The sequence below is a fragment of the Streptomyces sp. NPDC048171 genome (genome assembly GCF_043202655.1).
GTDB lineage: Bacteria > Actinomycetota > Actinomycetes > Streptomycetales > Streptomycetaceae > Streptomyces.
The window spans coordinates 190,631-213,500 of the sequence record NZ_JBIDAU010000011.1; the positions used below are offsets into that span (position 1 = coordinate 190,631).

General features: G+C 73.0%; 18 protein-coding genes. 12 read left to right on the top strand and 6 right to left on the bottom strand.

Annotation, left to right across the window (positions count from 1 at the left end):
• Positions 1-1,040: LacI family DNA-binding transcriptional regulator (locus ACGF3J_RS29830; RefSeq protein ID WP_393855155.1), on the bottom strand; the 1,040-nt coding region annotated here is incomplete at its 3' end.
• Between the two features lie 132 nt (positions 1,041-1,172).
• Positions 1,173-2,201, bottom strand: coding sequence for a multicopper oxidase domain-containing protein (locus tag ACGF3J_RS29835; RefSeq protein WP_393855156.1), 1,029 nt, complete (start codon positions 2,199-2,201; stop codon positions 1,173-1,175).
• 199 nt (positions 2,202-2,400) lie between these two features.
• On the opposite strand from ACGF3J_RS29835, the gene ACGF3J_RS29840 reads away from it, so the two are divergent.
• On the top strand, positions 2,401-4,878 hold the full coding sequence (locus tag ACGF3J_RS29840; protein ID WP_393855157.1) for a ThuA domain-containing protein: 2,478 nt from the start codon (positions 2,401-2,403) through the stop codon (positions 4,876-4,878).
• A 14-nt stretch (positions 4,879-4,892) separates the two neighbouring features.
• Positions 4,893-7,082 carry an OmpL47-type beta-barrel domain-containing protein gene (locus ACGF3J_RS29845; RefSeq protein WP_393855224.1) on the top strand — a complete coding sequence of 730 codons (2,190 nt, stop codon included), beginning with the start codon at positions 4,893-4,895 and terminating at the stop codon, positions 7,080-7,082.
• On the opposite strand, the gene ligD is transcribed toward ACGF3J_RS29845, so the two are convergent.
• Positions 7,069-8,109, bottom strand: coding sequence for a non-homologous end-joining DNA ligase (gene ligD / locus ACGF3J_RS29850; RefSeq protein WP_393855158.1), 1,041 nt, complete (start codon positions 8,107-8,109; stop codon positions 7,069-7,071). The genes ACGF3J_RS29845 and ligD overlap by 14 nt on opposite strands.
• A gap of 74 nt (positions 8,110-8,183) precedes the next feature.
• Between ligD and ACGF3J_RS29855 the strand changes: the two genes are divergently transcribed.
• Positions 8,184-9,251 (top strand): ATP-dependent DNA ligase, encoded by a 1,068-nt coding sequence (locus ACGF3J_RS29855; RefSeq protein WP_393855159.1) that lies wholly within the window; start codon positions 8,184-8,186, stop codon positions 9,249-9,251.
• Between the two features lie 21 nt (positions 9,252-9,272).
• On the opposite strand, the gene ACGF3J_RS29860 is transcribed toward ACGF3J_RS29855, so the two are convergent.
• Positions 9,273-10,463 (bottom strand): zinc-dependent alcohol dehydrogenase, encoded by a 1,191-nt coding sequence (locus ACGF3J_RS29860; protein WP_161326003.1) that lies wholly within the window; start codon positions 10,461-10,463, stop codon positions 9,273-9,275.
• A 198-nt stretch (positions 10,464-10,661) separates the two neighbouring features.
• Between ACGF3J_RS29860 and ACGF3J_RS29865 the strand changes: the two genes are divergently transcribed.
• Positions 10,662-11,669, top strand: coding sequence for a DUF3048 domain-containing protein (locus ACGF3J_RS29865; RefSeq protein WP_393855160.1), 1,008 nt, complete (start codon positions 10,662-10,664; stop codon positions 11,667-11,669).
• A 15-nt stretch (positions 11,670-11,684) separates the two neighbouring features.
• Here ACGF3J_RS29865 and ACGF3J_RS29870 read toward each other — a convergent pair whose 3' ends face one another.
• Positions 11,685-12,146 carry a MarR family winged helix-turn-helix transcriptional regulator gene (locus ACGF3J_RS29870; protein WP_122620619.1) on the bottom strand — a complete coding sequence of 154 codons (462 nt, stop codon included), beginning with the start codon at positions 12,144-12,146 and terminating at the stop codon, positions 11,685-11,687.
• 194 nt (positions 12,147-12,340) lie between these two features.
• Between ACGF3J_RS29870 and ACGF3J_RS29875 the strand changes: the two genes are divergently transcribed.
• From ACGF3J_RS29875 to pcaD, 7 genes are read left to right on the top strand one after another with little or no spacing between them, the layout of a single operon-like run.
• Entirely contained in the window at positions 12,341-13,096 is a 756-nt protein-coding gene (locus ACGF3J_RS29875) for a CoA transferase subunit A (protein ID WP_393855161.1), read from the top strand.
• The gene (locus tag ACGF3J_RS29880) at positions 13,096-13,797 is read left to right on the top strand and encodes a CoA transferase subunit B (RefSeq protein ID WP_393855162.1); all 702 of its coding nucleotides are present in this window, start codon (positions 13,096-13,098) and stop codon (positions 13,795-13,797) included. The genes ACGF3J_RS29875 and ACGF3J_RS29880 overlap by 1 nt, the downstream gene beginning before the upstream one ends.
• Positions 13,794-14,996 (top strand): thiolase family protein, encoded by a 1,203-nt coding sequence (locus ACGF3J_RS29885; RefSeq protein ID WP_161327561.1) that lies wholly within the window; start codon positions 13,794-13,796, stop codon positions 14,994-14,996. The genes ACGF3J_RS29880 and ACGF3J_RS29885 overlap by 4 nt, the downstream gene beginning before the upstream one ends.
• Positions 14,997-15,024: 28 nt before the next feature.
• On the top strand, positions 15,025-15,798 hold the full coding sequence (gene pcaH, locus ACGF3J_RS29890; RefSeq protein ID WP_393855163.1) for a protocatechuate 3,4-dioxygenase subunit beta: 774 nt from the start codon (positions 15,025-15,027) through the stop codon (positions 15,796-15,798).
• Between the two features lie 5 nt (positions 15,799-15,803).
• Positions 15,804-16,409 (top strand): protocatechuate 3,4-dioxygenase subunit alpha, encoded by a 606-nt coding sequence (pcaG, locus tag ACGF3J_RS29895; protein ID WP_393855164.1) that lies wholly within the window; start codon positions 15,804-15,806, stop codon positions 16,407-16,409.
• Positions 16,406-17,752, top strand: a complete 1,347-nt coding sequence (gene pcaB / locus ACGF3J_RS29900; RefSeq protein ID WP_393855165.1) for a 3-carboxy-cis,cis-muconate cycloisomerase — start codon at positions 16,406-16,408, stop codon at positions 17,750-17,752. Before pcaG ends, pcaB begins: the two co-directional genes overlap by 4 nt.
• A gap of 2 nt (positions 17,753-17,754) precedes the next feature.
• On the top strand, positions 17,755-18,870 hold the full coding sequence (gene pcaD, locus ACGF3J_RS29905) for a 3-oxoadipate enol-lactonase (protein ID WP_393855225.1): 1,116 nt from the start codon (positions 17,755-17,757) through the stop codon (positions 18,868-18,870).
• Between the two features lie 23 nt (positions 18,871-18,893).
• Here pcaD and ACGF3J_RS29910 read toward each other — a convergent pair whose 3' ends face one another.
• A complete protein-coding gene (locus tag ACGF3J_RS29910) occupies positions 18,894-21,572 on the bottom strand; it encodes an ATP-binding protein (RefSeq protein WP_393855166.1) in 2,679 nt (892 codons plus the stop codon).
• Positions 21,573-21,847: 275 nt separating this feature from the next.
• On the opposite strand from ACGF3J_RS29910, the gene ACGF3J_RS29915 reads away from it, so the two are divergent.
• Positions 21,848-22,852 carry a DUF2510 domain-containing protein gene (locus tag ACGF3J_RS29915; RefSeq protein ID WP_393855167.1) on the top strand — a complete coding sequence of 335 codons (1,005 nt, stop codon included), beginning with the start codon at positions 21,848-21,850 and terminating at the stop codon, positions 22,850-22,852.
• Positions 22,853-22,870: the final 18 nt, after the last annotated feature.

Here is a 22,870-nt window from a genome sequence, read left to right on the forward strand (position 1 = left end):
CGGTGGACCAGCGTGGTCGGCAGGATGACACCGGACGTGCCTGGCTCCGGGTCGGCGGCCTCCGGGCCGTCGGCGGCCGTGCGGGGGGCCGGGCCGCGCAGGAGGAGACGGGCCATCAGGCGGCCCATCTCCTCGATGTCCTGGCGGACCGTGGTCAGGGGCGGGTCGGTCTGTTCGGCGACGGGCAGCATGTCGTCGAAGCCCACCACCGCCACGTCGTCCGGCACCCGCCGCCCGCGCTCGCGCAGCACGCGCAGGGCACCGGCGGCGGTGAGGTCGTTGGCCGCGAACACGGCGTCCAGGTCCGGGCACCGGTCGAGCAGTTCCCGCATCGCCCGTTCGCCGCCGCCCGGGGTGAAGTCGCCGTGCGCGACCAGCCCCGGGTCGGCGCCGGCCCGGACGTCGCGGAAGCCGGCCAGCCGGTCGGCGGCGGAGGTCTGGTCGAGCGGGCCGGTGATGTGCGTGATCCGGGTGCGGCCGAGGGCGGCCAGGTGGCGGACGGCCGCGCGGGCGCCGCCGCGGTTGTCGCTGTCGACGTACACCACGTCGTCCTCGTCGTCCTCCCAGTCGGGGCGCCCGCCGAACACCGTCGGCACCCCGGCGCCGCGCACGAGGCCGGGCAGCGGGTCGTTCAGGTGCAGGGAGAAGACGAGGGCGCCGTCGACGTGCCCGCCGGACAGGTAGCGGCCGACCCGGGCGTGGTCTTCGCGGCCCTCGGTGAGCAGCAGCACCAACTGGTTGTCGTGGGCCGTCAGTTCCTTGCTGATGCCGCGCAGCTGCTGGGCGAAGTAGGGATCGGCGAAGACCCGGGTCTCCGGCTCGGCGGCGACGACGGCGACGGCGTCGTGCCGTCGGGTCACCAGGCTGCGGGCGGCCTGGTTGGGCACGTAGCCGAGTTCCTCCACCGCGCGCCGGACCCGCGCGGCCAGCGCGTCGCGCACCCCGTGCGCACCGTTGACCACGCGGGACACGGTGGCCCGCGAGACCCCGGCCCGCTCGGCCACGGCCTCCAGCGTGGGGCGGGGCACTGTGTCGCTCACTCGATGGCTCCTCGTCGGGGGGGGGGGGGGGGGGGGGGGCGGGCGGCCCCCCCCGGGGGGGGGGGGGGGGGGGGGCGCGCCCCCCCCCCCCCCCCCCCCCCCCGGACGGGGAGAGGTCGCTCGGTGCGGCCCTCAGTGGTGGTGCTCGGGGGCCTTCTCCGTCTGCTCGGGCGCCTTCGCCGTCTGCTCGCCGCCCCCGTGGGCGTGCTCGTGCGGGTCGTACCCCGGGATGGTGCCGTCGGTCTTCTTCACCAGGAACAGCCCCACCATCCCCATGTCGGAGTGGCTCTGCACGTGGCAGTGGTACATCCACGCGCCGGCGCCCACCCCCTCCCCCGCGATGATCTGGAAGCCGAAGGAGTCCGCCGGGCCGGTGATCTTGTTGTCGATGACCTGGGTGGGGTCGTCGGGGCCGGTGAGCATGCCGGTGCGGTTGTCGGCCCAGCGGTGACCGTGCATGTGGAAGGTGTGGTAGTACTCGCCGTGCGTGATCATGACGATCTCGACGCGATCGCCCACGGTGGCCTCGAAGTTGGGACCGGTGTGGGGCTTCTGGTTGTTGATGAGCATGTCGTTGAAGACGATGGTGTGCGTGGCGTCCGGCAGCACGTCGCCCTTGCGGCGCACGATCACCGGACCGTAGAGGCCGTTGCGGATGCCGCCCGTGCCGTGCTCGGTGCCGACCACGTGGTCGTGGTAGTGCCAGTAGCCGGCGCTGCCCGAGCGCCAGGTGCCGTCCGCGCGGCGGCCCGGCTTGTGGGTGCGCCAGGTGTAGGTGCGGGTGCCGCCGGGCTCGACGTCGCTCTTGTTCATCGCGGTGCCGTCGCTGGAGATCTCGTAGTCCAGGCCGTGCACGTGCAGGCTGGCCCGCACGTCCATGGTGTTGGTGAACTCGATGTGCAGCGTGTCGCCCTCGTTCAGCTCGATCAGCGGTCCGGGAACGGACGCCTTGCCCTTCTCGAAGCCGTAGCCCATCTGACCGTCCGGCAGCTTCTCGGCGTACATCTTGATGTGTCTCACCTGGCCCCCGGCCGGCGCCGTCTTCGCGGAGACTGCCTTGGCCTCACCGACGGCGCCCGCGGTCTCCGGGGCGATGGACAACGATGTCGCGACGGCCGCGCCGCCCAGCAGTACCCGTCGGTTGAAGCCTCGCCTGTCCATGCCGAACTCCCCACGCTGATACGGAATTTGCGGAGCCGTATTTCTGATTGGCTGTGATGAGCCTGTGGGACCGTACCGGTTGGCGCCGCGTTTATCCACACTCAGGACAAAGTTCGTTGGATCCCGGTCATACCTATTGGCGAACCACGCAAAGAGGTCTAGCTTCCTTGGCGCTGCTGCCGTGACCGAGGAGGTGCCCATGCCCTTGAGAGGGTTGAGCGCGAGAAGAAGAGGATGGGCGGCGTTCGCCACCGCCGGCTTCGTCGCCGCGGGACTGCTGGCTGGCCCGAGCGCCAGCGCGCGTCCGGCGCCGGACCCGTCCCTGACAACGATGTCGATCAAGTCGCCCCCGGGCGGCTCCAACGTGCGTGTGCTGGTGTTCTACGGTTCCGCCGCGTCCGGCGAGGAGTCGCCGGTCGTGAACGCCGGGATCGCGGCCATCGAGCGGATCGGGCAGTCCGGCCCGGCGAACGAGCGCTTCACGGTCGAGGCCACGGACAACGCCTCGGTCTTCACCAACGAGAAGAAGCTGGGCCGCTTCAACGCGATCGTGTTCCTGACCGGGGGCGGCGACGTCCTCGATCCGGCGCAGGAGGCGGGCCTGGAGGCGTACATGGAGGCCGGCGGCGGATTCGTCGGCGTCCACGACGCGGCCCGCGCGGAGCCGTACTCGGACTGGTTCACCGGTCTGGTCGGCGCCCGCCCGGCGGCCTCCAGCCCCACCAAGGTCCAGCGGGCCACCGTCGAGGTCGGCGACCGGCGTCATCCGGCCACCAAGGACCTGCCGGCGGAGTGGAAGCGGCCCGACGAGTGGCTCAACTGGCAGAAGAACCCGTCCGGTGACGTCCACACCGTCGCCCGGGTGCGCGAGTCGACGTACGCGCCCGGCGCGAGCGCCAACGGCTGGGACCACCCGGTCAGCTGGTGCCGGGACTACGACGGCGGCCGGTCCTTCTACACCGGCATGGGCGGCACGGTGTCGTCGTACGACGAGACGGAGTTCCGCGCGCACCTGCGCGGCGCCCTGCTGTGGACGTCGCGGCTGTCGCAGGCCGACTGCAAGGCCACCATCAACGGCAACTACAAGGCCGAGCGGCTGACCCAGCCCAACCAGGCGGGCCAGAACGACCAGATCGGCGAACCGCACGGCCTGGTCACCGCGCCCGACGGGCGGGTGTTCTACATCGGCCGCGGCGGCGCCGACTCCTCCCAGCCGGTGATCACCGACTGGAACAACCCCGACATCGGCAAGGGCAAGGGCGAGATCCACGTCTACGACCCGAAGACCAAGAAGGTCACCCTCGCCGGTGCCCTGACCGTCTTCGGCAACAAGGGCGGCGGCGACGAACTGGTCAAGGTCGAGGAGGGCCTGCTCGGCATCGAGCTGGACCCCGCCTTCGCCGAGAACGGCTGGGTGTACCTGCACTACACGCCGCACTCGCAGATCAACCGCGACACCCACATGGCCGAGCGGCGGGTCTCGCGCTTCACCCTGGACCAGGCGACCAACAAGCTGGACCTGGGCAGCGAGAAGGTGCTGCTGAAGTGGCCGGTGCAGATCCACAGCTGCTGCCACGCGGGCGGCGGGATGGCCTGGGACTCCAAGGGCAACCTGTACATCGCCACCGGTGACAACAACTCCAGCGGCTTCAGCGACGGTTACTCCGGCAACAACCCGCAGCCCAACTTCAAGGGCGTGTCCTTCGCGGACGCGCGCCGCACCGCGGGCAACACCAACAACCTCAACGGCAAGATCCTGCGCATCCACCCGGAGCCGGACGGGACCTACACGCTCCCCGAGGGCAACCTCTTCACCGGCAAGGAGACCGCCGAGGGCGGCGGCAAGACGCGGGGCGAGATCTACGTGATGGGCGTCCGCAACCCGGCGCGCATCTCCGTCGACAAGGCCACCGACACCCTCTACGCCGGCTGGGTCGGCCCGGACGCCGGGGCCCCCTCGACGACGTGGGGTCCGGCGAAGTACGACACGTTCGCCACCATCACCAAGGCGAGCAACCGGGGCTGGCCGTACTGCATGGGCAACAAGCAGCCGTACCGGGACCGGAACCTGCCGGACCCGTCGAAGCCGCTGGGCTGGTACGACTGCGACGCCCCGAAGAACGAGTCGCCGAACAACGACGGCCTGGTCAACCTGCCGCCGGTGACCGGCAACAACATCTGGTACTCGCCGCAGGGCGGCGGCCCCGACTTCCCGCGCGACGCGAACGGGATCCCGTCGTACAAGCAGGACGAGGCCACCTACCGGCTGCCCTGGCTCAAGGGCGGCGGCCAGGCCGCGATGAACGGCCCGGTCTACCGCTACGACGCGGACAGCAGCAGTGCGACCAAGTGGCCGGCGTACTGGGACGGCAAGTGGTTCGTCGGTGACTTCTACGACTCCGACCAGCCGCGCAACGCCGTGCTGATGGACCCGAAGACCCAGGGCGACGGCGGTCTGCCGGTGCACTCGGAGTCCCTGAAGAAGATCGTGCCGATCGGCAACGACGGCATCAAGAACCTGATGGGCTGGAAGTTCGGCCCGGACGGCGCGCTGTACGTCCTCGACTACGGCCGCGGCTTCTTCACCTCGGACGCCAAGTCGGCCCTGTGGCGCGTCACCTACGAGGGCGGCGGGCCGACGCCGGCCGCCGGACAACTGGCCAGGGGGACCGAGTGATACGCCAGCGAAGAATGTGGGCCGCGCTGCTGGCGGGCCTGCTGATGATGCTCGGACTGCAGACGGCGTCCGCCCAGGACGGGCGGCCGGCGCCGCGGGCCGAGGCGGCCGACCAGGTCCTGACCTGGACCGCCGGCGACGACATCACCAAGTACACGTCAGCGCCCGAGACGGCGGTGGCCGGACCGGCCACGATCGTCTTCGAGAACAGTGAGGCGACCGGCAACACCACCGGCATGCCGCACACGCTGACGTTCATGACCAGCGACCCGGAGTACAACAGCGACGTCCAGCTGAACATCCTCGCCAACCCGGGCGACGCCCAGGGCGGCAAGCACACCGCCGAGGTCACCCTGACCCCGGGCAAGTACATGTACCACTGCACGATCCCCGGGCACGGCCAGATGACGGGCGTGCTCACCGTGACCGAGGGCGGCGGTGGCGACGACACCACCGCGCCCGAGACCTCGGCCGAGGTCGGCGGCACGCAGAACGCCGACGGGCAGTACGTCGGTTCGGCGAGCGTGACCGTCGCCGCCACCGACGAGGCCGGCGGCTCGGGCGTCGACCGGGTCGAGTACGCGATCGGTGCGGACGGCGCCTGGCAGCCGTACACCACGCCGGTCGTCGTGGACCAGGTCGGCGACCACACGGTGCGCTACCGGGCGTTCGACAAGGCGGGCAACGCGGCCGCCGAGAAGAGCGTCGACTTCACGGTGGTCGCCCCCGACACCGACGACACGACCCCGCCGGAGACCTCGGCGACGGTCAGCGGTGAGAAGAACCCCGACGGCGCCTACATCGACATGGCGACGGTGACCGTCACCGCCTCCGACACCGGTTCCGGCGTCAACACCATCGAGTACGCCGTCGGCGACGGCGCCTGGCAGGCGTACACCGCGCCGGTCATGGTGCACGAGGTCGGCGAGCACACGGTCCGCTACCGGGCCACCGACAAGGCGGGCAACGCCGCCGCGGAGAAGAGCGTCGCCTTCACCGTGGCCGCCGCTCCCCCGCAGGACACCACCCCGCCGGTGACCGGCGCGACCGTGGACGGCACCAAGGACTCCGCCGGCGCGTACGTCGGCAGCGCGAAGGTGACCGTCAACGCCACGGACGAGGGCGGCTCCGGCGTCGCCGGTGTCGAGTACTCGCTGGACGCCGGGCCCTACCTGGCGTACTCCGCTCCCGTGGTCGTCGACCGCGTCGGACGGCACACCGTGGCGTACCGGGCGAGCGACAAGGCCGGCAACACCTCCGAGCCGGTGACCGTGAGCTTCACGGTGGTGGCGGGCCAGGTTCCGGGGCCGCCCTGCCCGGAGTTCGACGAGCGCCAGACGGTGATCGTCGGCACGGTGGACACCGGTGTGCCGAACCGGGTCACCAACAACCGGTGCCGGATCAACGAGATGATCGAGGACGAGAAGGAGTGGTCGTCCCAGCAGCTCTTCCTCAAGCACGTGCGTGAGGTGCTGGACACGCTCCGGGACGAGGGGGTCGTCGACGGCCGCGAGGTCAAGGCGATCAACAAGGCCGCTCGCCAGTCCGGCATCGGCAAGCCCGGCCAGACCGAGGGCTACCGCACCATCCTCGACGGCACCCAGGCGTCCTTCGCCAAGTGGCAGCAGGTGGGCGGCGGTTCGTTCGGGCTGAACGCGGACGGGTCGATCACGTCCAGCACCACCACGCCCGGCATGGGCATGCTGTGGTTCCCCGAGCGCAAGTACGGCGACTTCTCGCTGAAGCTCCAGTGGCGGGACGACGCGGCGGGGACCGCCAACACCAACGGCGGCGTCTTCGTGCGCTTCCCGCAGGTGCACGACCACCCGGAGGAGTCCCGGCCGGAGTGGGTCGCCATCAAGTACGGCCACGAGGTGCAGGTCTTCGACGGCCCCACCGGCGACATGTACAAGACCGGCTCGCTCTACGGCTTCGACCGGGTGGGTCTGGCCGGCGCGGGGGTGACGGAGAAGGGCACCTGGAACGACTACGAGATCCGCGTGGTCGACCAGCACTACTCCGTCTTCCGCAACGGCGTGCTGATCAACGAGTTCGACAACACCGGCGGCCAGGACTTCACCCCGCCGCGCTCGGACGACCCGGGCACGGACGGGCGGCGGTTCGCCTCCGGTTACGTCGGACTCCAGGTGCACGGCACGACGGACGTCGTCTCGTACCGGGACGTCCGGATCAAGGAGCTGTAGGCCCGTCCGGGCCGGGAGCGTGCTTCCTGGCCCGGCTCGGCTGCACCCGGCTGGGCTCCCCCGGCATCTTCGGATACTCGGGCGGGTACGGCAGGTCGCCGAGTCCGTGTTCGTGCTCGTCCTTCGTCGCCAGTTCCAGCAGGGCGTCGAGGGAGTACCGATGGTCGTCCATGCCCGCGTGCACGTCGCCGAGTTCGGCGAAGCGCGCGGGCATGGTCGTGATGTCGAAGTCCTGCGGGTGCGCGACGCCCACCTCGTCCCAGGTCAGCGGTGCGGAGACCGGGGCGTTCGGACGGGGGCGCACCGAGTAGGCGGAGGCGATGGTGCGGTCCCGGGCGGTCTGGTTGTAGTCGATGAAGATGCGCTCGCCGCGCTCCTCCTTCCACCACTTGATGGTCACCCGGTCCGGCATCCGCCTCTCCATCTCGCGGCCGACGGCGATGGCGGCGCGCCGCACCTGGGTGAAGGTCCAGCGCGGCTCGATCGGCACGAAGACGTGGATGCCGCGCCCGCCCGAGGTCTTGGGCCAGCCGCACAGCCCACCGAACTCCTCCAGTACCGCCCGCAATTCGTGGGCGGCGCGGGCGGCGTCGTCGTAGTCGGTGCCGGGCTGCGGGTCGAGGTCGATGCGGAGTTCGTCGGGGTGGTCGACGTCGGCGCGCCGCACCGGCCAGGGGTGGAAGGTGAGGGTGCCGTACTGCGCGGCCCACAGGACCGCGGCCTCCTCGGTGGGGCACATCTCGTCGGCGCTGCGCCCGCTGGGGAAGGTGATGTGCGCGGTCGGGATCCAGTCCGGCATGCCCTTGGGCGCGCGCTTCTGGTAGAACCACTCGCCGCCCACCCCGTCCGGGTAGCGCTGCAGGGTGGTGGGACGGTCGCGCAGGGCGCGCAGGATGCCGGGGGCCACCGCCTGGTAGTACCGGGCCACGTCGAGCTTGGTGTAGCCGCGCTCCGGGAAGAACACCTTCCCGGGGCTGGACAGCCGCACGGTCCGGCCGCCCGCCTCCAGTTCCACCGCTTCCGCCATGCGAGCCACGGTAGGCGCACGGCCCTGGCTTCGCATATCAGGCGGGGACGACACCGCGCTCCTAGAGTCGGACCATGCGCCTTCCCGTCATGCCGCCCGTGAAGCCGATGCTCGCCAAGTCCGTGGCGAGGATTCCGCCGGGGATGCACTACGAGGCCAAGTGGGACGGGTTCCGGGCGATCGTGTTCCGGGACGGGGACGAGGTGGAACTGGGGAGCCGTACCGGTAAGCCGTTGACCAGGTATTTCCCGGAGCTGGTGGCGGCGGTGCGGGAGCGGTTGCCCGAGCGGTGCGTGGTGGACGGGGAGATCGTGATCGCGCGGGAGGGGCATCTGGACTTCGACGCGCTGACGGAGCGGATCCATCCGGCGGACTCCCGGGTGCGGACGCTGGCCGAGCGGACGCCGGCCTCGCTGATCGCCTTCGACCTGCTGGCCCTGGACGACGAGTCCCTGCTCGACGTGGGGCTGGCCGACCGGCGGGCGCTGCTGGCGCGGGCGCTGTCCGGGGTGACGCCGCCCGTGCACGTGGCTCCGGCGACGGACGACATCGAGGTGGCCCGGCAGTGGTTCGAGCGGTACGAGGGCGCGGGGCTCGACGGAGTGGTCGCCAAGCCGCTCGACCTGGGGTACCGGCAGGACGAGCGGGCCATGTACAAGATCAAGCACGAGCGGACGGCGGACGTGGTCGTCGCCGGATACCGCCTGCACAAGAGCGGCCCCGTGGTCGGCTCGCTGCTGCTCGGTCTCTACGACGACCGGGGCGTCCTCCAGCACGTGGGGGTGAGCGCCGCCTTCACGATGAAGCGCCGGGCGGAGCTGGTGGAGGAGCTGGAGCCGCTGCGCATGGAGGACGCGGCGGGCCATCCGTGGGCCGCCTGGGCCGAGGAGTCGGCGCACGAGGGGGCGCGGCTGCCGGGCGCACCGAGCCGCTGGTCGGGCAAGAAGGACCTGTCCTGGGTGCCGCTCAGGCCGGAGCGGGTCGTCGAGGTGGCGTACGACCACATGGAGAACGGGGCGCGTTTCCGGCACACGGCCCGCTTCCGCCGCTGGCGCCCGGACCGGACGCCCGAGAGCTGCACCTACGCCCAGCTGGAGGAGCCGGTCCGCTACGACCTCGCGGAGATCCTCGGCGGACCGTGAGGGCTCCCCGGCGACCTGGGCTCACGGCTTCATGAGCACCTTGACCGCGCCGTCCTGCTTCTTCTGGAACATCTCGTACGCGTGCGGCGCGTCCGCCAGCGGCACCCGGTGGGTGGCGAAGTCGTCGACGCCGAGCGGGTCCTCGTCGGTCAGGTGGGGGATGATCTCGTCGCTCCAGCGGCGGACGTTGGCCTGACCCATGCGCAGCTGGATCTGCTTGTCGAACATGGTCAGCAGGGGCATCGGGTCGGCCATGCCGCCGTACACGCCGGACAGCGAGATGGTGCCGCCGCGGCGGACCAGGTCGATCGCGGTGTACAGGGCGCTGAGCCGGTCGACGCTGAACCGCTCCGCGAGCGGGCCGCTGAGGGACCGGGGCATCACCGCGGCTGCCTGCTGGACCAGCTTGGCCACGGTCCCGCCGTGCGCCTCGGTGCCGACCGCGTCGATCACGGCGTCGGGACCGCGGCCGCCGGTCTCCTCCTGCATCGCGGCGACCAGTTCCTTCTCGTTGTCGAAGGCCCGCAGGTCGAAGGTCTCCACGCCCCGTTCGCGGGCGCGCCGCAGCCGCTCCGGCACGAGGTCGACGCCGAACACCCGGTCGGCGCCCTTGAGCAGCGCGATCCGGCAGGCCATGTCGCCGATCGGTCCGAGGCCGAGCACGGCGATGGTGCCGCCTGCGGGTATGTCGGCGTAGGCGACCGCCTGCCAGGCGGTGGGCAGCACGTCGGAGAGGTAGACGAAGCGGTCGTCGGCCGGGCCCTCGGGCACCTTGATCGGTCCGAACTGGGCCTGCGGTACGCGCAGGTACTCGGCCTGGCCGCCGGGCACCGCCCCGTACAGCCGGGTGTAGCCGAACAGCGGGGCGCCCATGCCCTCGCCGGTGACCTGGGTGGTCTCGCACTGGGTCGGCAGGCCGCTGCCGCACATGTAGCAGTGCCCGCACGCGATCTGGAACGGCACCACGACCCGGTCGCCCGGCTTCAGGCCGGTCACCTCGGAGCCGACCTCCTCGACGATGCCCATCGGCTCGTGGCCGAGGATGTCGCCCGGTGTCATGAACGGCGTGAGTACTTCGTAGAGGTGCAGGTCGGAGCCGCACAGCCCGGACGAGGTGACGCGGATGACCGCGTCGGTCGGTTCCTCGATCCGCGGGTCGGGCACCTCCTCGACCCGGACGTCGCGCTTGCCCTGCCATGTCACTGCCTTCATCGTCCGCGCTCCCTCTGTCGCCTTTCGCGTCGGTCCGTGTGGCGGCCGGGTACCCGGGGCTCCACCGCCGAACCGGGCGGGCGTTTCGACCGAACAGCGGATTATCTGCCCCGTTCCGCGTGCCCTGTCGGAATCAGTCATGTATGGCACTGAATGCTGCACAAGGCGCACAATCAATGACACGGGACGGGCGGACGGATGACCGGCATGCGACAACAGACGCGCGGACGGGGCACACGGGTGGCACGGCGGGCGCGCGGCGCGGCGCTGGTGACCATGGCGGCGGCCGTCGCGCTGGCCGCGGGCTGCACGGCCGGGTCGGGCGGGACGGGCGGCAGGGACAACGGACGGGCGCCGGAGCCGGAGCGGTCGCACACCTCGGCGCCCGCCACCGGCCCGGTGCTCGCCGTGAAGGTCGACAACGCGCCCGAGGCCCGTCCCCAGACCGGCCTGGACGCCGCGGACGTCGTCTACGCGGAGCCGGTGGAGGGCGGACTGAGCCGCCTGATGGCGCTCTACGCGACCCGGCTGCCCGAGGAGGTCGGGCCGGTGCGCAGCGCCCGGGAGTCCGACCTGGAGCTGCTGCGCCAGTTCGACCGGCCGACGCTGGCGTTCTCCGGTGCCCAGAGCAAGCTGCTGCCGCTCATCGAGGAGGCTCCGCTGCGCGCCGTCACACCGGGCGACGCACCCGACGCCTACGTCCGCGACGACGACCGGCAGGCCCCGCACAACCTGTACCTGCACCCCGGCGAGCTGCCGGCCGAGCCCGCGGGCGCCGGGGCCCTCACCACGGGGTTCACCTTCGGCAAGGCACCCGAGGGCGGCCGGGCGGAGCCCTCCCGCACCGTGCGCTACCCGGCGACGAGCTTCACCTTCACCTGGTCGGAGAGCCGGGACCGGTGGCTGGTCTCCCTGGACGGCTCACCGGCCGGCGCGGCCGACGACGCACGCCCGGCGCCGGCCACCGTCGTCGTGCAGCACGTGACGGTGCGCGACTCCGCCTTCCGTGACTTCCGCGGCAGCAACTCCCCCTACGTCGAGTCGGTGGGCTCGGGCCGCGCGGAGGTGCTGCGCGACGGCCGGACGTACGACGCCACCTGGACGCGCGGCTCGGCCGCCGACGGCACGACGTTCACCACCCGCGACGGCGCCGCGCTGAACTTCGCCGAGGGACAGGTGTGGGTGGTCTACGCGGGCGGCTCCTGAGCCGTCGGCCCCGCGTCAGCCCGGCACGCCGGACGACTCCGGGTTGCGCAGCCCCTCGGCGGCGTCCGCGACCCGGCGGACCAGGTCGAAGAACACGGTCCGCTCGTCGGGCGAGAGCGGGGCGAGGAACACCTGGTTCATCCGGGCGACCCGCACGCTCAGCCTGCGGTGGACGCGCAGCCCCTCGTCGGTCAGCCGGAGCAGGAAGCGGCGGCCGTCCTGCTGGTCGCGGACCTTGTCGAGCAGCCCGCGGCGGCCCAGCCGGCTGATCACCTCGGCGATGGTGGAGCGGTCCAGGCCCACCCGCTCCCCCACCGTGCGCTGGTCCAGGCCGGGCTCGGCGACGAGGGCGTTCAGGACGGCGAACTGCGGCGAGGTGGTCTCCTCGGAGACCATCGTGTTCCAGAGCAGGTAGTGCGCCTGCTGGAGCCGCCGGGCCAGGTGTCCGGGATGGGTGGTCAGATCGACCGCTGCCATGCGCTCTCCCGTGTTACTTCGTAGGTGCACTGACGATACCCCGGCCCACCGCGAACCGCCGGACACCTCGGCAATCGATCTACCGGGCACTATCCCGACCCTTGACGCCCCGGCCGGTCGATGGCAGCGTGTTGAGCACCTCGCTGAAATACTCAGTGCCCTGATTAATTCGCGTGAGAGATGGGGCTTCTCGGATGGACAAGGTGGTGGCCACGGCCGGTGGGGCGGTGGCCGACGTGCCCGACGGCGCGTCGCTCGCGGTGGGCGGCTTCGGGCTGAGCGGTGTGCCGAACGTACTGATCCAGGCGCTGTACGAGCGCGGCACCGAGGGCCTGTCGGTGGTCTCCAACAACTGCGGGGCGATGGAGTCCGGTCTCGCGGTGCTGCTGGCCGCCGGCCGGATCGCCCGCGTGACCGGGTCCTACATCGGCGCGAACAAGGAGTTCGCGCGCCAGTACCTCGGCGGGGAGCTGGAGGTGGAGATGATCCCGCAGGGCACGCTGGCCGAGCGGCTGCGGGCCGGCGGCGCCGGGATCCCCGCGTTCTACACCCCCGCCGGCGTCGGCACCCAGGTGGCCGACGGCGGTCTGCCCTGGCGCTACGACGGCGACGGCGGGGTCGCGCTGGCCTCCCCGCCCAAGGAGGTCCGCGAGTTCGACGGGACCGAGTACGTGCTGGAGCGCGGCATCCGTACCGACTTCGCGCTGGTGCGGGCGGCCAGGGGCGACCGGCACGGGAACCTGGTGTTCGCCAAGTCGTCCCGGAACTTCAACCCGCTGGCCGCGATGGCCGGGCGGGTGACGATCGCGGAGGTGGAGGAACTGGTGGAGCCCGGCGGGATCGACCCGGACGAAGTGCATCTGCCCGGCATCTTCGTGCAGCGCGTGGTGGCGCTGACGGCGGAGCAGGCGGCGGAGAAGAAGATCGAGCGGCGGACGGTGAGTTCCTGATGGCCTGGACGCGCGAGGAGATGGCCGCGCGGACGGCGCGGGAGCTGAAGGACGGCCAGTACGTCAACCTCGGCATCGGCCTGCCGACACTGATCCCCAACCACCTCCCCGAGGGCGTCGAGGTCACCCTGGAGTCGGAGAACGGCATCCTCGGCACCGGCCGCTACCCGACCGAGGCCGAGGTGGACCCCGATCTGATCAACGCGGGCAAGGAGACGGTGACGGTCCTGCCGGGCGCCGCCTTCTTCGACTCCGCGCTGTCCTTCGGCATGATCCGGGGCGGGCACATCGACGTCGCCGTGCTGGGCGCCATGCAGGTGTCGGCGGGCGGAGACCTGGCCAACTGGGCCGTCCCGGGCAAGATGATCACCGGGATAGGCGGGGCGATGGACCTGGTCCACGGGGCCCGCACCGTGATCGTCGTGATGACCCACACCGCCAAGGACGGCTCGCCCAAGATCCTCCAGGAGTGCGCGCTGCCCCTCACCGGGAAGGCGTGCGTGGACCGGATCATCACCGACCTCGGCGTCCTCGACGTCACCGCCGACGGCCTGGTCCTGGTCGAGACCGCGCCGGGCGTGAGCGTCGAGGAGATCACCTCCCGGACCGATGCCGCGCTCGTCGTGGCGGCAAAGGCACGGGAGACCGCGGAGCAACCGGAGACCGCGGAGCAGCCGAGGATCGCGGAGGAGGCGAAGTGAAGGACGTCTATGTCGTCGACGCGGTCCGCACCCCGTTCGGCAAGTACAACGGCGGGCTGGCGGGCGTGCGCCCCGACGATCTGGCCGCGCACGCGATCCGCGGACTCCTCGCCCGCACCCCGGCCCTCGACCCGGCCCGCATCGAGGACGTCTACTTCGGCAACGCCAACGGCGCCGGGGAGGAGAACCGCAACGTCGCGCGAATGGCCGCCCTGCTGGCCGGCCTGCCCACCGGCGTCCCCGGTGTCACCGTGAACCGGCTGTGCGCCTCCGGGCTCGAAGCCGTCGTCCAGGCCGCGCGCGCCATCGCCGTCGGCGACGCCTCGATCGCCCTCGCGGGCGGGGTGGAGTCGATGACCCGGGCGCCGTACGTCCTGCCCAAGTCGGACCGGCCCTTCCCCGCCGGGCACACCGAGCTGTACTCGACCACCCTGGGCTGGCGCATGGTCAACCCGAGGATGGACCCGCAGTGGACGATCCCGCTCGGCGAGTCGGCGGAGCTGATCGCCGACAAGCACGGGATCACGCGCGAGCGGCAGGACGAGTACGCGCTCGCCTCCCACCACAAGGCCGCCCGCGCCCAGGCGGACGGCCTGTTCGACGCCGAACTCGTGCCCGTCCCGGTGGAGCGGCGCAAGGGCGGCCCCGTGGACTTCGCCGCCGACGAATGCGTACGCCCGACCGCCTCGCTGGAGGCGATGGCGAAGCTCAAGCCGTCGTTCCGGAAGACCGAAGGCACGGTCACCGCGGGCAACGCCTCCCCGCTCAACGACGGGGCGGCGGCCCTGCTCCTCACCGACGAGGAGGGCCTGAGGGCCACCGGCCGCGAACCGCTCGCCCGGATCTCCGCCACCGGTGTCTCGGCGACGGACCCGCAGTACTTCGGTCTCGCCCCGGTCGAGGCCGTGCACCGCGCCCTGACCAAGGCCGGGCGGACCTTCGCCGACCTGGACGTCCTCGAACTCAACGAGGCCTTCGCCGCCCAGGTGCTCGGCTGCGAAGCCGAGTGGCCGGAGTTCGACCCCGCGATCCTCAACCCCCAGGGCGGAGCCATCGCACTGGGCCACCCGCTGGGCGCCTCCGGTGCCCGCCTCGCCGGGACCGTCGCCCACCAGCTGGCCCGCAAGGGCGGCGGGACCGGCGTCGCCACCCTCTGCATCGGTGTCGGCCAGGGCCTGGCCCTCGTCCTCGACCGCTAGCCAAGCCCCTGTCACCCCGGGAATCCCCATGCCTCTCACCCAGCACGACATCGACGCGGAGATCGCGGCCGAACACGCCGCGTACGAGAAGCGGGTCGCCGACGGCGCGCCCGTCGAGCACCACCCGCGCCGCGACTACGCCCCGTACCGCTCCTCGGTGCTGCGCCATCCGAAGCAGCCGCCGATCGCGATCGACGTCCGCCAGGACCCGGAGCTGGTGGAGCTCTCCTCCCCGGCCTTCGGAGAGCGGGACCTCACCGGGATCGACAACGACCTGACCCGGCAGCACAACGGCGAGCCGGTCGGCGAGCGCATCACCGTCTCCGGCCGGCTCCTCGACCGCGACGGCAGGCCCGTGCGCGGCCAGCTCGTGGAGATCTGGCAGGCCAACTCGGCGGGACGGTACGCACACCAGCGCGAGCAGCACGACGCGCCGCTGGACCCGAACTTCACCGGGGTGGGCCGCACCCTCTCCGACGACGACGGCCGCTACCGCTTCACCACCGTGCAGCCCGGCCCCTACCCGTGGCGCAACCACGTCAACGCCTGGCGTCCGGCGCACATCCACTTCTCGGTGTTCGGGTCGGCGTTCACCCAGCGGCTCGTGACGCAGATGTACTTCCCGAACGACCCGCTGTTCCCGTACGACCCGATCCTCCAGTCCGTCACCGACGACGCCGCCCGGCAGCGGCTGATCGCGACGTACGACCACGAGCTGTCCGTGCCCGAGTTCTCACTCGGCTACCACTGGGACATCGTGCTCGACGGCCCGAACGCCACCTGGATCGAAGAAGGACGCTGACCCCCATGACGAAGATCGACACCAGCGAGCCGGGGCAGGTCCTGCCCACTCCGTCGCACACGGTCGGCCCGTTCTACGGGTACGCGCTGCCCTTCCCCGGCGGCGAGGACATCGCGCCGGCCGGCCATCCGGACACGATCACCGTGCACGGGTACGTGTACGACGGGGAGGGCGCCCCGCTGCCGGACGCGCTCGTGGAGCTGTGGGCTCCGGACACCGAGGGCAGGACGCCGACCGCCGACGGCTCCATGCGGCGCGACCCCGCCTCCGGCGGCTTCCTGGGCCGCAACGGGGTGGAGTTCACCGGCTTCGGCCGGATCCAGACCGACGCGAACGGCCACTGGTACGCGCGGACACTGCGGCCCGGGGCACGCGGGCGGAGCGCGCCCTGCGTCAGCGTGTGCGTCTTCGCGCGCGGACTCCTCGTGCACCTGTACACCCGGATCTACCTGCCGGACGACCAGGCGCTGCTCGCCGCCGACCCGCTGCTGGGCCGGGTGCCGGCGGAGCGCCGCGACACGCTGGTCGCGGTGGACGAGGGCCGTGGGACGTACCGTTTCGACATCCGCCTTCAGGGCGAGGGCGAGACGGTCTTCCTGGAGTTCCAGTGACATCACCCGCGGATCCCGGCGACACCGACACGAGCCTGCTCGCCCCCGGCGGGGCGGGCTCGCCGGTCGCGTCGGCGACCGGCGACCGCGCGTATCTGCGGGCCCTGCTGGACGCGGAGGCGGCCCTGACCCGCGCCCAGGCCGCGCTGGGACTGGCGCCCGCCGGGGCGGCGGCCGCGGTGACGGAGGCCGCCGGTGATCCGGCCCGGTTCGACGTGGGCTCCCTGGCCGAACGCGCCCGCGGCGGCGGAAACCCGGTCATCCCCCTGGTGGCCGACCTGACCGGGGCGGTCGGTGAGGAGTACGGGCCGTACGTCCACCGGGGTGCGACCAGCCAGGACATCATGGACACGGCGACGATGCTGGTCGCCGCCCGCACCCTGGACCTGCTGCTCCCCGATCTCACGCGTACGGAACGCGCGCTGGCCGCGCTGGCCGCCGAGCACCGGGACACGGCGATGCCGGGCCGGACGCTCACCCAGCACGCCGTGCCGACGACCTTCGGGCTGAAGGCGGCCGGATGGCGCGCGCTGGTCCTGGACGCGCGGGACCGCGTCGCCGCCGTGCGCGACACCCTGCCCGCGCAGCTCGCCGGCGCGGCGGGCACCCTGGCCGCCTTCGGGGCGTACGGGGCGCCGGACCCGACGGCGCTCCCCGCCGCGTACGCCCGCGAACTGGGCCTGCGGGCACCGCTGCTGCCGTGGCACACGCTGCGCACCCCGGTCGCCGACCTGGCCGGTGCCCTCGCCTTCGCCGCGGGGGCCCTCGGGAAGATCGCCGCCGACGTGCTGACGCTCTCCCGCACCGAGATCGGCGAGGTCGCCGAGGGCGGGGGCGGCGGCTCCTCGGCGATGCCGCACAAGGCCAACCCCGTACGGTCCACGCTGATCGCGGCGGCGGCCCGGCGCGCGCCGCAGCTCGCGGCGGTGCTGTACGGCTCGCTGACCGCCGAGGACGAGCGTCCGGCGGGCGCCTGGCACGCCGAGTGGGAGCCGCTGCGCGACCTGCTGCGGCTGGCCGGCGGCGCGGCCCGGGACGCCGCCGAACTGGCCGAGGGGCTCCGGGTGCGGCCGGACGTGATGCGCGCGCACCTCGGCCTCACCCACGGGCTGATCGTGTCCGAGCGGCTCGCCGCCGAACTGACGCCGGTGCTCGGGCGGTCCCGCGCCAGGGCGCTGCTCACCGAGCTGGCGGCGCGCACGTATGCCGAGGACCGGCCCCTGGGTGAACTGCTCGCCGAGGTACCGGAGTTGCGGGACCTGGACCTCGACGCCCTCACCGACCCCGTCCGCTACACCGGCTCCGCGGGAGCCCTGACCGACCGTGCTCTGGAGCGACGTTGACCATGCTGGACCACCTGGCCGAAGGCCCTGCCTCCGCACCCCCGCTGCTGCTCGGGCCCTCGCTGGGCACCTCGTACGCCCTGTGGGACGCGGTGGCACCCGAGCTGTCCACGGGGCACCGGGTGATCCGCTGGGACCTGCCCGGGCACGGCGGTTCGGCGGCCGGCCTGATCGGACCGGGCGCCACCGTCGGTGACCTCGCCGGGCTGGTGCTGGCCCTCGCCGACTCGCTCGGGGTGGAACGGTTCGCCTACGCCGGGGTGTCGCTGGGCGGGGCGGTGGGCCTGCACCTGGCCGTGCACCATCCGGAGCGGGTGTCGTCGCTGGCGGTCGTCTGCTCGTCGGCCCACTTCAACGGCGCGAAGCCGTGGGAGGAGCGGGCCGCGCGGGTGCGCGCGGAGGGGCTGGGGCGGCTGGCGGACGGCGCGGACGCCCGGTGGTTCACCCCCGGGTTCACCGTGCCGCGACTGGTCCGGGACCACCGGGACGCCGACCCCGGCGCCTACGCCGCCTGCTGCGACGCGCTGGCCGCCTTCGACCTGCGGGACCGGCTCGGCGACATCGCCGCGCCGACGCTGCTGATCGCCGGGCGCGAGGATCCGGCCACGCCGCCCGCGCATCTGCGGGAGATCGCCGACGCGGTGCCGGGCGCGACGCTGACGGAGATCCCCGGCGCCTCGCACCTGGCGCCGGCCGAGCGTCCGGAGGCGGTGCTGACCGCCCTGCGGGCGCATCTCGACGGCGACGCCCGGCGGGGCATGGCGGTGCGGCGCGAGGTGCTGGGCGACGCGCACGTGGACCGGGCACAGGCCCGCCAGTCCCCGTTCACCGCCCGCTTCCAGGACTTCATCTCGCGCTACGCGTGGGGCGAGATCTGGACCGACGAGACGCTGTCCCGGCGCGAGCGCAGCCTGGTCACGCTGACCGCGCTGGTCGCGCACGGCCACTACGAGGAGCTGGCCATGCACGTACGGGCGGCCCGGCGCAACGGGCTGACGCCGGACGAGATCGGTGCGGTGCTGCTCCAGACGGCGGTGTACTGCGGGGTGCCGGCGGCGAACTCGGCGTTCGCGACGGCCCAGCGGGTGCTCGCCGAGGAGGACGGCACCCCGGGCTGACGGCCCCCCGGTGCGGCGGGCCGTCAGCCCGCGTGCACCACCGCCAGCGCCTCGCGGGCCCGCGCCACCAGCCCGTCGGCGCCGCACGAGTCGGCCAGCGCCAGGCCCCGGTTCAGCTCGGCCGCCGAACGGGCCGCGATGCCGTACTCCACACGGGCGGCGGCGTGTTCGTACTGGCAGGGGGAGGCCTCCAGGTAGGTGACGGCCTGGGCGGCGAGCCGGACCGCGCGCTGACCGGTCTCCAGCGCGGCGGCGCAGCGCAGGGCCTCTCCTATGGCGGTGTCCGTGCCGAAGCGCTCGGCCTGGCGGCGGGCGTCACTGGCCAGCCGGGCGGCGCGGCCGGGGTCCTCGGTGGCGAGGGCGCGGGCCAGTTCGGTCGCCCAGGGCACCACCACGGGGTTGTGCCGGCCGCGGGCGGCGGCGGCCTTCTCGGCGGCCTCCAGCTCGCCCACGCCCTCCTCGGTGCGGCCGGTCGCCAGCAGCAGCCGGCCGCGCACGGAGCGGGGGTCGGGCAGCACGATCGTCGACGGGTAGGGCGGGGCGAAGTCGTACTGGTCGGCGAGGGTGCGGGCCTCGGCGACGTGGCCGCGGGCGAGCAGGGTGTCGATCAGGTTGCAGATCGCCGACCAGTACAACGGCAGTCCGCGGCCGACGCGTTCGGCGATGCGCAGGGATTCGCGCAGCGACGTCTCGGCCTCCCTGAGGCGTCCTCGCCTGCGGTGGCCGAGGCCGACGTAGGCGTGCGCGAGGGAGAGGTGACCGCCGCTCCAGCCGGCCGTCTCGTAGGCGCGCAGGGCCTCGGTGAACAGTGCCTCGGCGCGGTCGAGCCGGTCGGCGTAGGCGTAGGAGCTGGCCAGCATCATGGGCAGTTCCAGGCCCCACTCGGTGTCGGTCCAGCCGAGCCCGGGTGCGAGGCGGCCGTTGACCAGGGCCCGGTCGCAGAGTTCTACGACCTCCTCGGCGCTCTCGCCGTGCGTCATCGCGTCGAAGCCGCGCAGGATGAGCAGGGCGCGTTCGGCGTTGTCGCGGCCGGTGCAGGTGGCGGCGAGTTCGGCGAGGCGGGCGGAGCGGCGGGGCGAGGACGTCTCGCCCGCGTGGATGCCCTCCCACATGTACTGGACGGCCTGGAGCCGCAGCCGCGCCGACGGGTCCGGGTTGCGGGCGGCCTCCGCCTCGACGGTGCGGACGGCCTCCTCCAGCTGGTCGTTGTGGAGCAGGGCCTGGGAGAGCCGGAAGACGGCGTCGACGCGCTGCTCGCCGTCGAGTCCCGGCATGGCGAGCGCGGTGCGCAGGTGGCCGATGGTGGTGGCGGGCGCGGTGAGCAGGGTGGCGCAGCCCAGCTCGAAGAGCACCCGCGCGTGGGTGTCGGGCAACGGCGGCTCCAGCAGCGCGCGTTCCAGGCAGCGGCGGGCCGCGTCCGGGGCGCCGACGGCCAGGTGCTCCCGGGCGGCTTCGCGCAGTTGCCCGACGACTTCCTGGTCGTCGTCGGGATAGACCTGGAGCAGGTGGCGGGAGGCGGCCGCGGCGCCGAGACCGGTGTCGGTGACCAGTTGGGCCGCTATGCCGTGCATCGCCGTGCGCAGCGCGTCGGGGATGGAGTTGTAGACGGCGGTGGCGATCAGTGGATGGACGAACTCCAGGTCGCCGTCGCCCGGTTGGCCGGGTGCGGGGTCGACGGCGGCGAGGATGCGGGCGTCGGACAGCAGCTCGGCGCAGCGGGCGGCGTCGGCGCGGTCGAGGGTGGCGAGGCGGGCCACCATGTCGACGGTGATGCCGCCGCCGAGGATGGCCGCGGCCCAGGCGAACCGGGTGGAGTCGACGCCGAGTTGTTCCAGGCGGGCGACGAGTCCGCCGCCCCGCGCGGAGCGGTTCAGGGCGCGCAGCTCGGCGGCCTCCGCCTCGACCGGCTGCAACTCGCTGTCCCGGACCTTGGCGAGGAGTTCGACGGTCTCGTAGGGGTTGCCGCCGGTGACGGCCCACACCTCGCGGCAGAACGCGGCGTCGGCGTGGGCCCCCAGTGTGGCGCGGGTCAGTCCGGCCGTCGCGTCGGGGGTGAGGGCGTTCAGCGGGGCGAGGGGCCGGCCCACCGCGGCGGCCTCGTCGAGGTGGCGGGCGCTGTCGCCACTCACGTCTCCGGGGCGGCGGGCGAGGACGATCAGCACCGAGGTCTCGTCGAGCCGGCCGGCGAGCGCGGCGAGCCAGCGCAGGGTCTCCTGGTCGGCCCAGTGGGCGTCGTCGATCAGCAGCACCAGCGGCCACTCCCGGCGGGCGAGGCGGCGCACGGCGGCGACCAGGCCGTCGCACACGCCCTGCGGGTCGGCCTGCCGCTCGCCGGGGTCCGCTATGCCGAGGGCGGGGCCCGCGATGTCGTACCAGTCGCCGAGGTACTCGCGGGCCTCCTCGGGCAGCATCGACACCAGCGCGGGCTGCAGGAGTTGGCGTACGACGTTGAAGGGGACGGACCTGAGGGTCTCGCCGCCGCGTGCCGACCAGACGGTGCAGCCGAGCCCCTCGGCGATGCGGCGGGTCTCGGCGAGCAGCGCGCTCTTGCCCACTCCGGCCTCGCCGCGCGCCTCCAGCAGCAGGCCGGGGGACGAGCGGTCGGCGTGGAGGGTGTGGACCGCCCTCGTGATGGTGGCGACTTCCTCGTCGCGCTCCCAGAGGGAGGCCGAGGCGGCGACCGCCCGCCGTACCTCCGTCATCCCGCTACCTCCCCAAGTCGCCCGAATGACGTACGAGCACTGAGCCTAGCCCTACGGCCGGGCACGTGGTGCGTGGTCCGGCGAGCAGTTGCCGTGACGGGTGACTTGGGGTAAAGCCCGGACGACGTGCCGGGCCCGTCATCTGCGGCGGCGCCCGGCGGGCGGCGTCAACCCGTCGCCGCCGCGGGGCGGTGACGGGTCGGCGGACGGCCGGCGGCGGACATCGTCGCCGGGCCTCTCATCCGGCTTTCACCGACGCCTCATACGGTGGGCACATGACGCAGGTGACTCCCCCCGGGTGGTACCCGGACCCCGGACAGAAGCAGGACGGTCCCGCCACCGAACGCTGGTGGGACGGCAAGGCGTGGACGGACCAGGTCCGCCCCGCCGGGCAGGAGGCCGCGTGGGCCCCTCCCGCGCAGCCGCCGGCGCCGGGCGCGGCGCCGGGGCCGTACCCCGTGCACCAGGGTTATCCGGGCATGCCCGTGCAGCCGCCCTCCGCGCGGCGGCGCCGGCTGACCACCGGCATAGCCGTCGCGGCGGCGGTGGCGGTGCTGGCCGGCATCGGTGTCGGTGTGTACGCGCTGGCCGGTGACGGATCGGACGGCGACAGCGCGGGGTCCTCGCAGCAGGACCGGCGCGGCCCCGGCGGCGAGGACGGCCCCTTCGGCGACTCGCGCGGGGGCGACGGCGGGGGCGGCGAGTCGCCCGCGCCGGACTCGCCGGGCGAGTCGGAGCCGCCGACGATCGACAGCGGGTCGGTGCCGGACCGGCTGAGCGGGATCACCCTGCCCATCCCGGACGGCTGGTCCGGGCAGCAGTTGGAGGTCGGCGCGTCGGTGACGTCCGACGACAGCTACAAGTGCCCCGGCGACTCCTCCGCGAACTGCACCAAGGGCGGCGCCTACTCGGCCCCGGCGATGGTGCTGCGCACCGAGGGCGACACCGCGGAGGAGGTCGCGAAGGCCGACATCGAGGCGAACGCCGAGGAATCCTACGGCGGCAAGTCCTACGGCGGGATCACCTCGCACAAGGAACTGGCGTCCAAGGCGGTCACGGTCGCCGGGCAGAAGGGCTACCTGGTCCGCTGGCAGGCGGTGACGGCCAAGGGCGCCGACGGGTACGTCCAGTCGCTCGCCTTCCCCTCGCCGGCCGATCCCGAGCGCATCGTCGTCGTCCGCTTCGGCGTCGACGTCGGGGAGAAGCAGGCCGTGCTCGACGAGATCACCAAGGGCATCGAGGCGGGCGCCGCGGGAGGCGGCAACGGGCAGGACGTCTGACCGGACCCGGCCCGCACG

What these genes read in the sequence shown, in the direction of transcription:
- ACGF3J_RS29835 (WP_393855156.1), bottom strand. Translation starts at nt 2,201, where the DNA reads ATGGACAGGCGAGGCTTCAACCGACGGGTACTGCTGGGCGGCGCGGCC.
- ACGF3J_RS29840 (WP_393855157.1), top strand. Translation starts at nt 2,401, where the DNA reads ATGCCCTTGAGAGGGTTGAGCGCGAGAAGAAGAGGATGGGCGGCGTTC.
- ACGF3J_RS29845 (WP_393855224.1), top strand. Translation starts at nt 4,893, where the DNA reads ATGTGGGCCGCGCTGCTGGCGGGCCTGCTGATGATGCTCGGACTGCAG.
- ligD (WP_393855158.1), bottom strand. Translation starts at nt 8,109, where the DNA reads ATGGCGGAAGCGGTGGAACTGGAGGCGGGCGGCCGGACCGTGCGGCTG.
- ACGF3J_RS29855 (WP_393855159.1), top strand. Translation starts at nt 8,184, where the DNA reads ATGCGCCTTCCCGTCATGCCGCCCGTGAAGCCGATGCTCGCCAAGTCC.
- ACGF3J_RS29860 (WP_161326003.1), bottom strand. Translation starts at nt 10,463, where the DNA reads ATGAAGGCAGTGACATGGCAGGGCAAGCGCGACGTCCGGGTCGAGGAG.
- ACGF3J_RS29865 (WP_393855160.1), top strand. Translation starts at nt 10,662, where the DNA reads ATGACCGGCATGCGACAACAGACGCGCGGACGGGGCACACGGGTGGCA.
- ACGF3J_RS29870 (WP_122620619.1), bottom strand. Translation starts at nt 12,146, where the DNA reads ATGGCAGCGGTCGATCTGACCACCCATCCCGGACACCTGGCCCGGCGG.
- ACGF3J_RS29875 (WP_393855161.1), top strand. Translation starts at nt 12,341, where the DNA reads ATGGACAAGGTGGTGGCCACGGCCGGTGGGGCGGTGGCCGACGTGCCC.
- ACGF3J_RS29880 (WP_393855162.1), top strand. Translation starts at nt 13,096, where the DNA reads ATGGCCTGGACGCGCGAGGAGATGGCCGCGCGGACGGCGCGGGAGCTG.
- pcaH (WP_393855163.1), top strand. Translation starts at nt 15,025, where the DNA reads ATGCCTCTCACCCAGCACGACATCGACGCGGAGATCGCGGCCGAACAC.
- pcaG (WP_393855164.1), top strand. Translation starts at nt 15,804, where the DNA reads ATGACGAAGATCGACACCAGCGAGCCGGGGCAGGTCCTGCCCACTCCG.
- pcaD (WP_393855225.1), top strand. Translation starts at nt 17,755, where the DNA reads ATGCTGGACCACCTGGCCGAAGGCCCTGCCTCCGCACCCCCGCTGCTG.
- ACGF3J_RS29910 (WP_393855166.1), bottom strand. Translation starts at nt 21,572, where the DNA reads ATGACGGAGGTACGGCGGGCGGTCGCCGCCTCGGCCTCCCTCTGGGAG.
- ACGF3J_RS29915 (WP_393855167.1), top strand. Translation starts at nt 21,848, where the DNA reads ATGACGCAGGTGACTCCCCCCGGGTGGTACCCGGACCCCGGACAGAAG.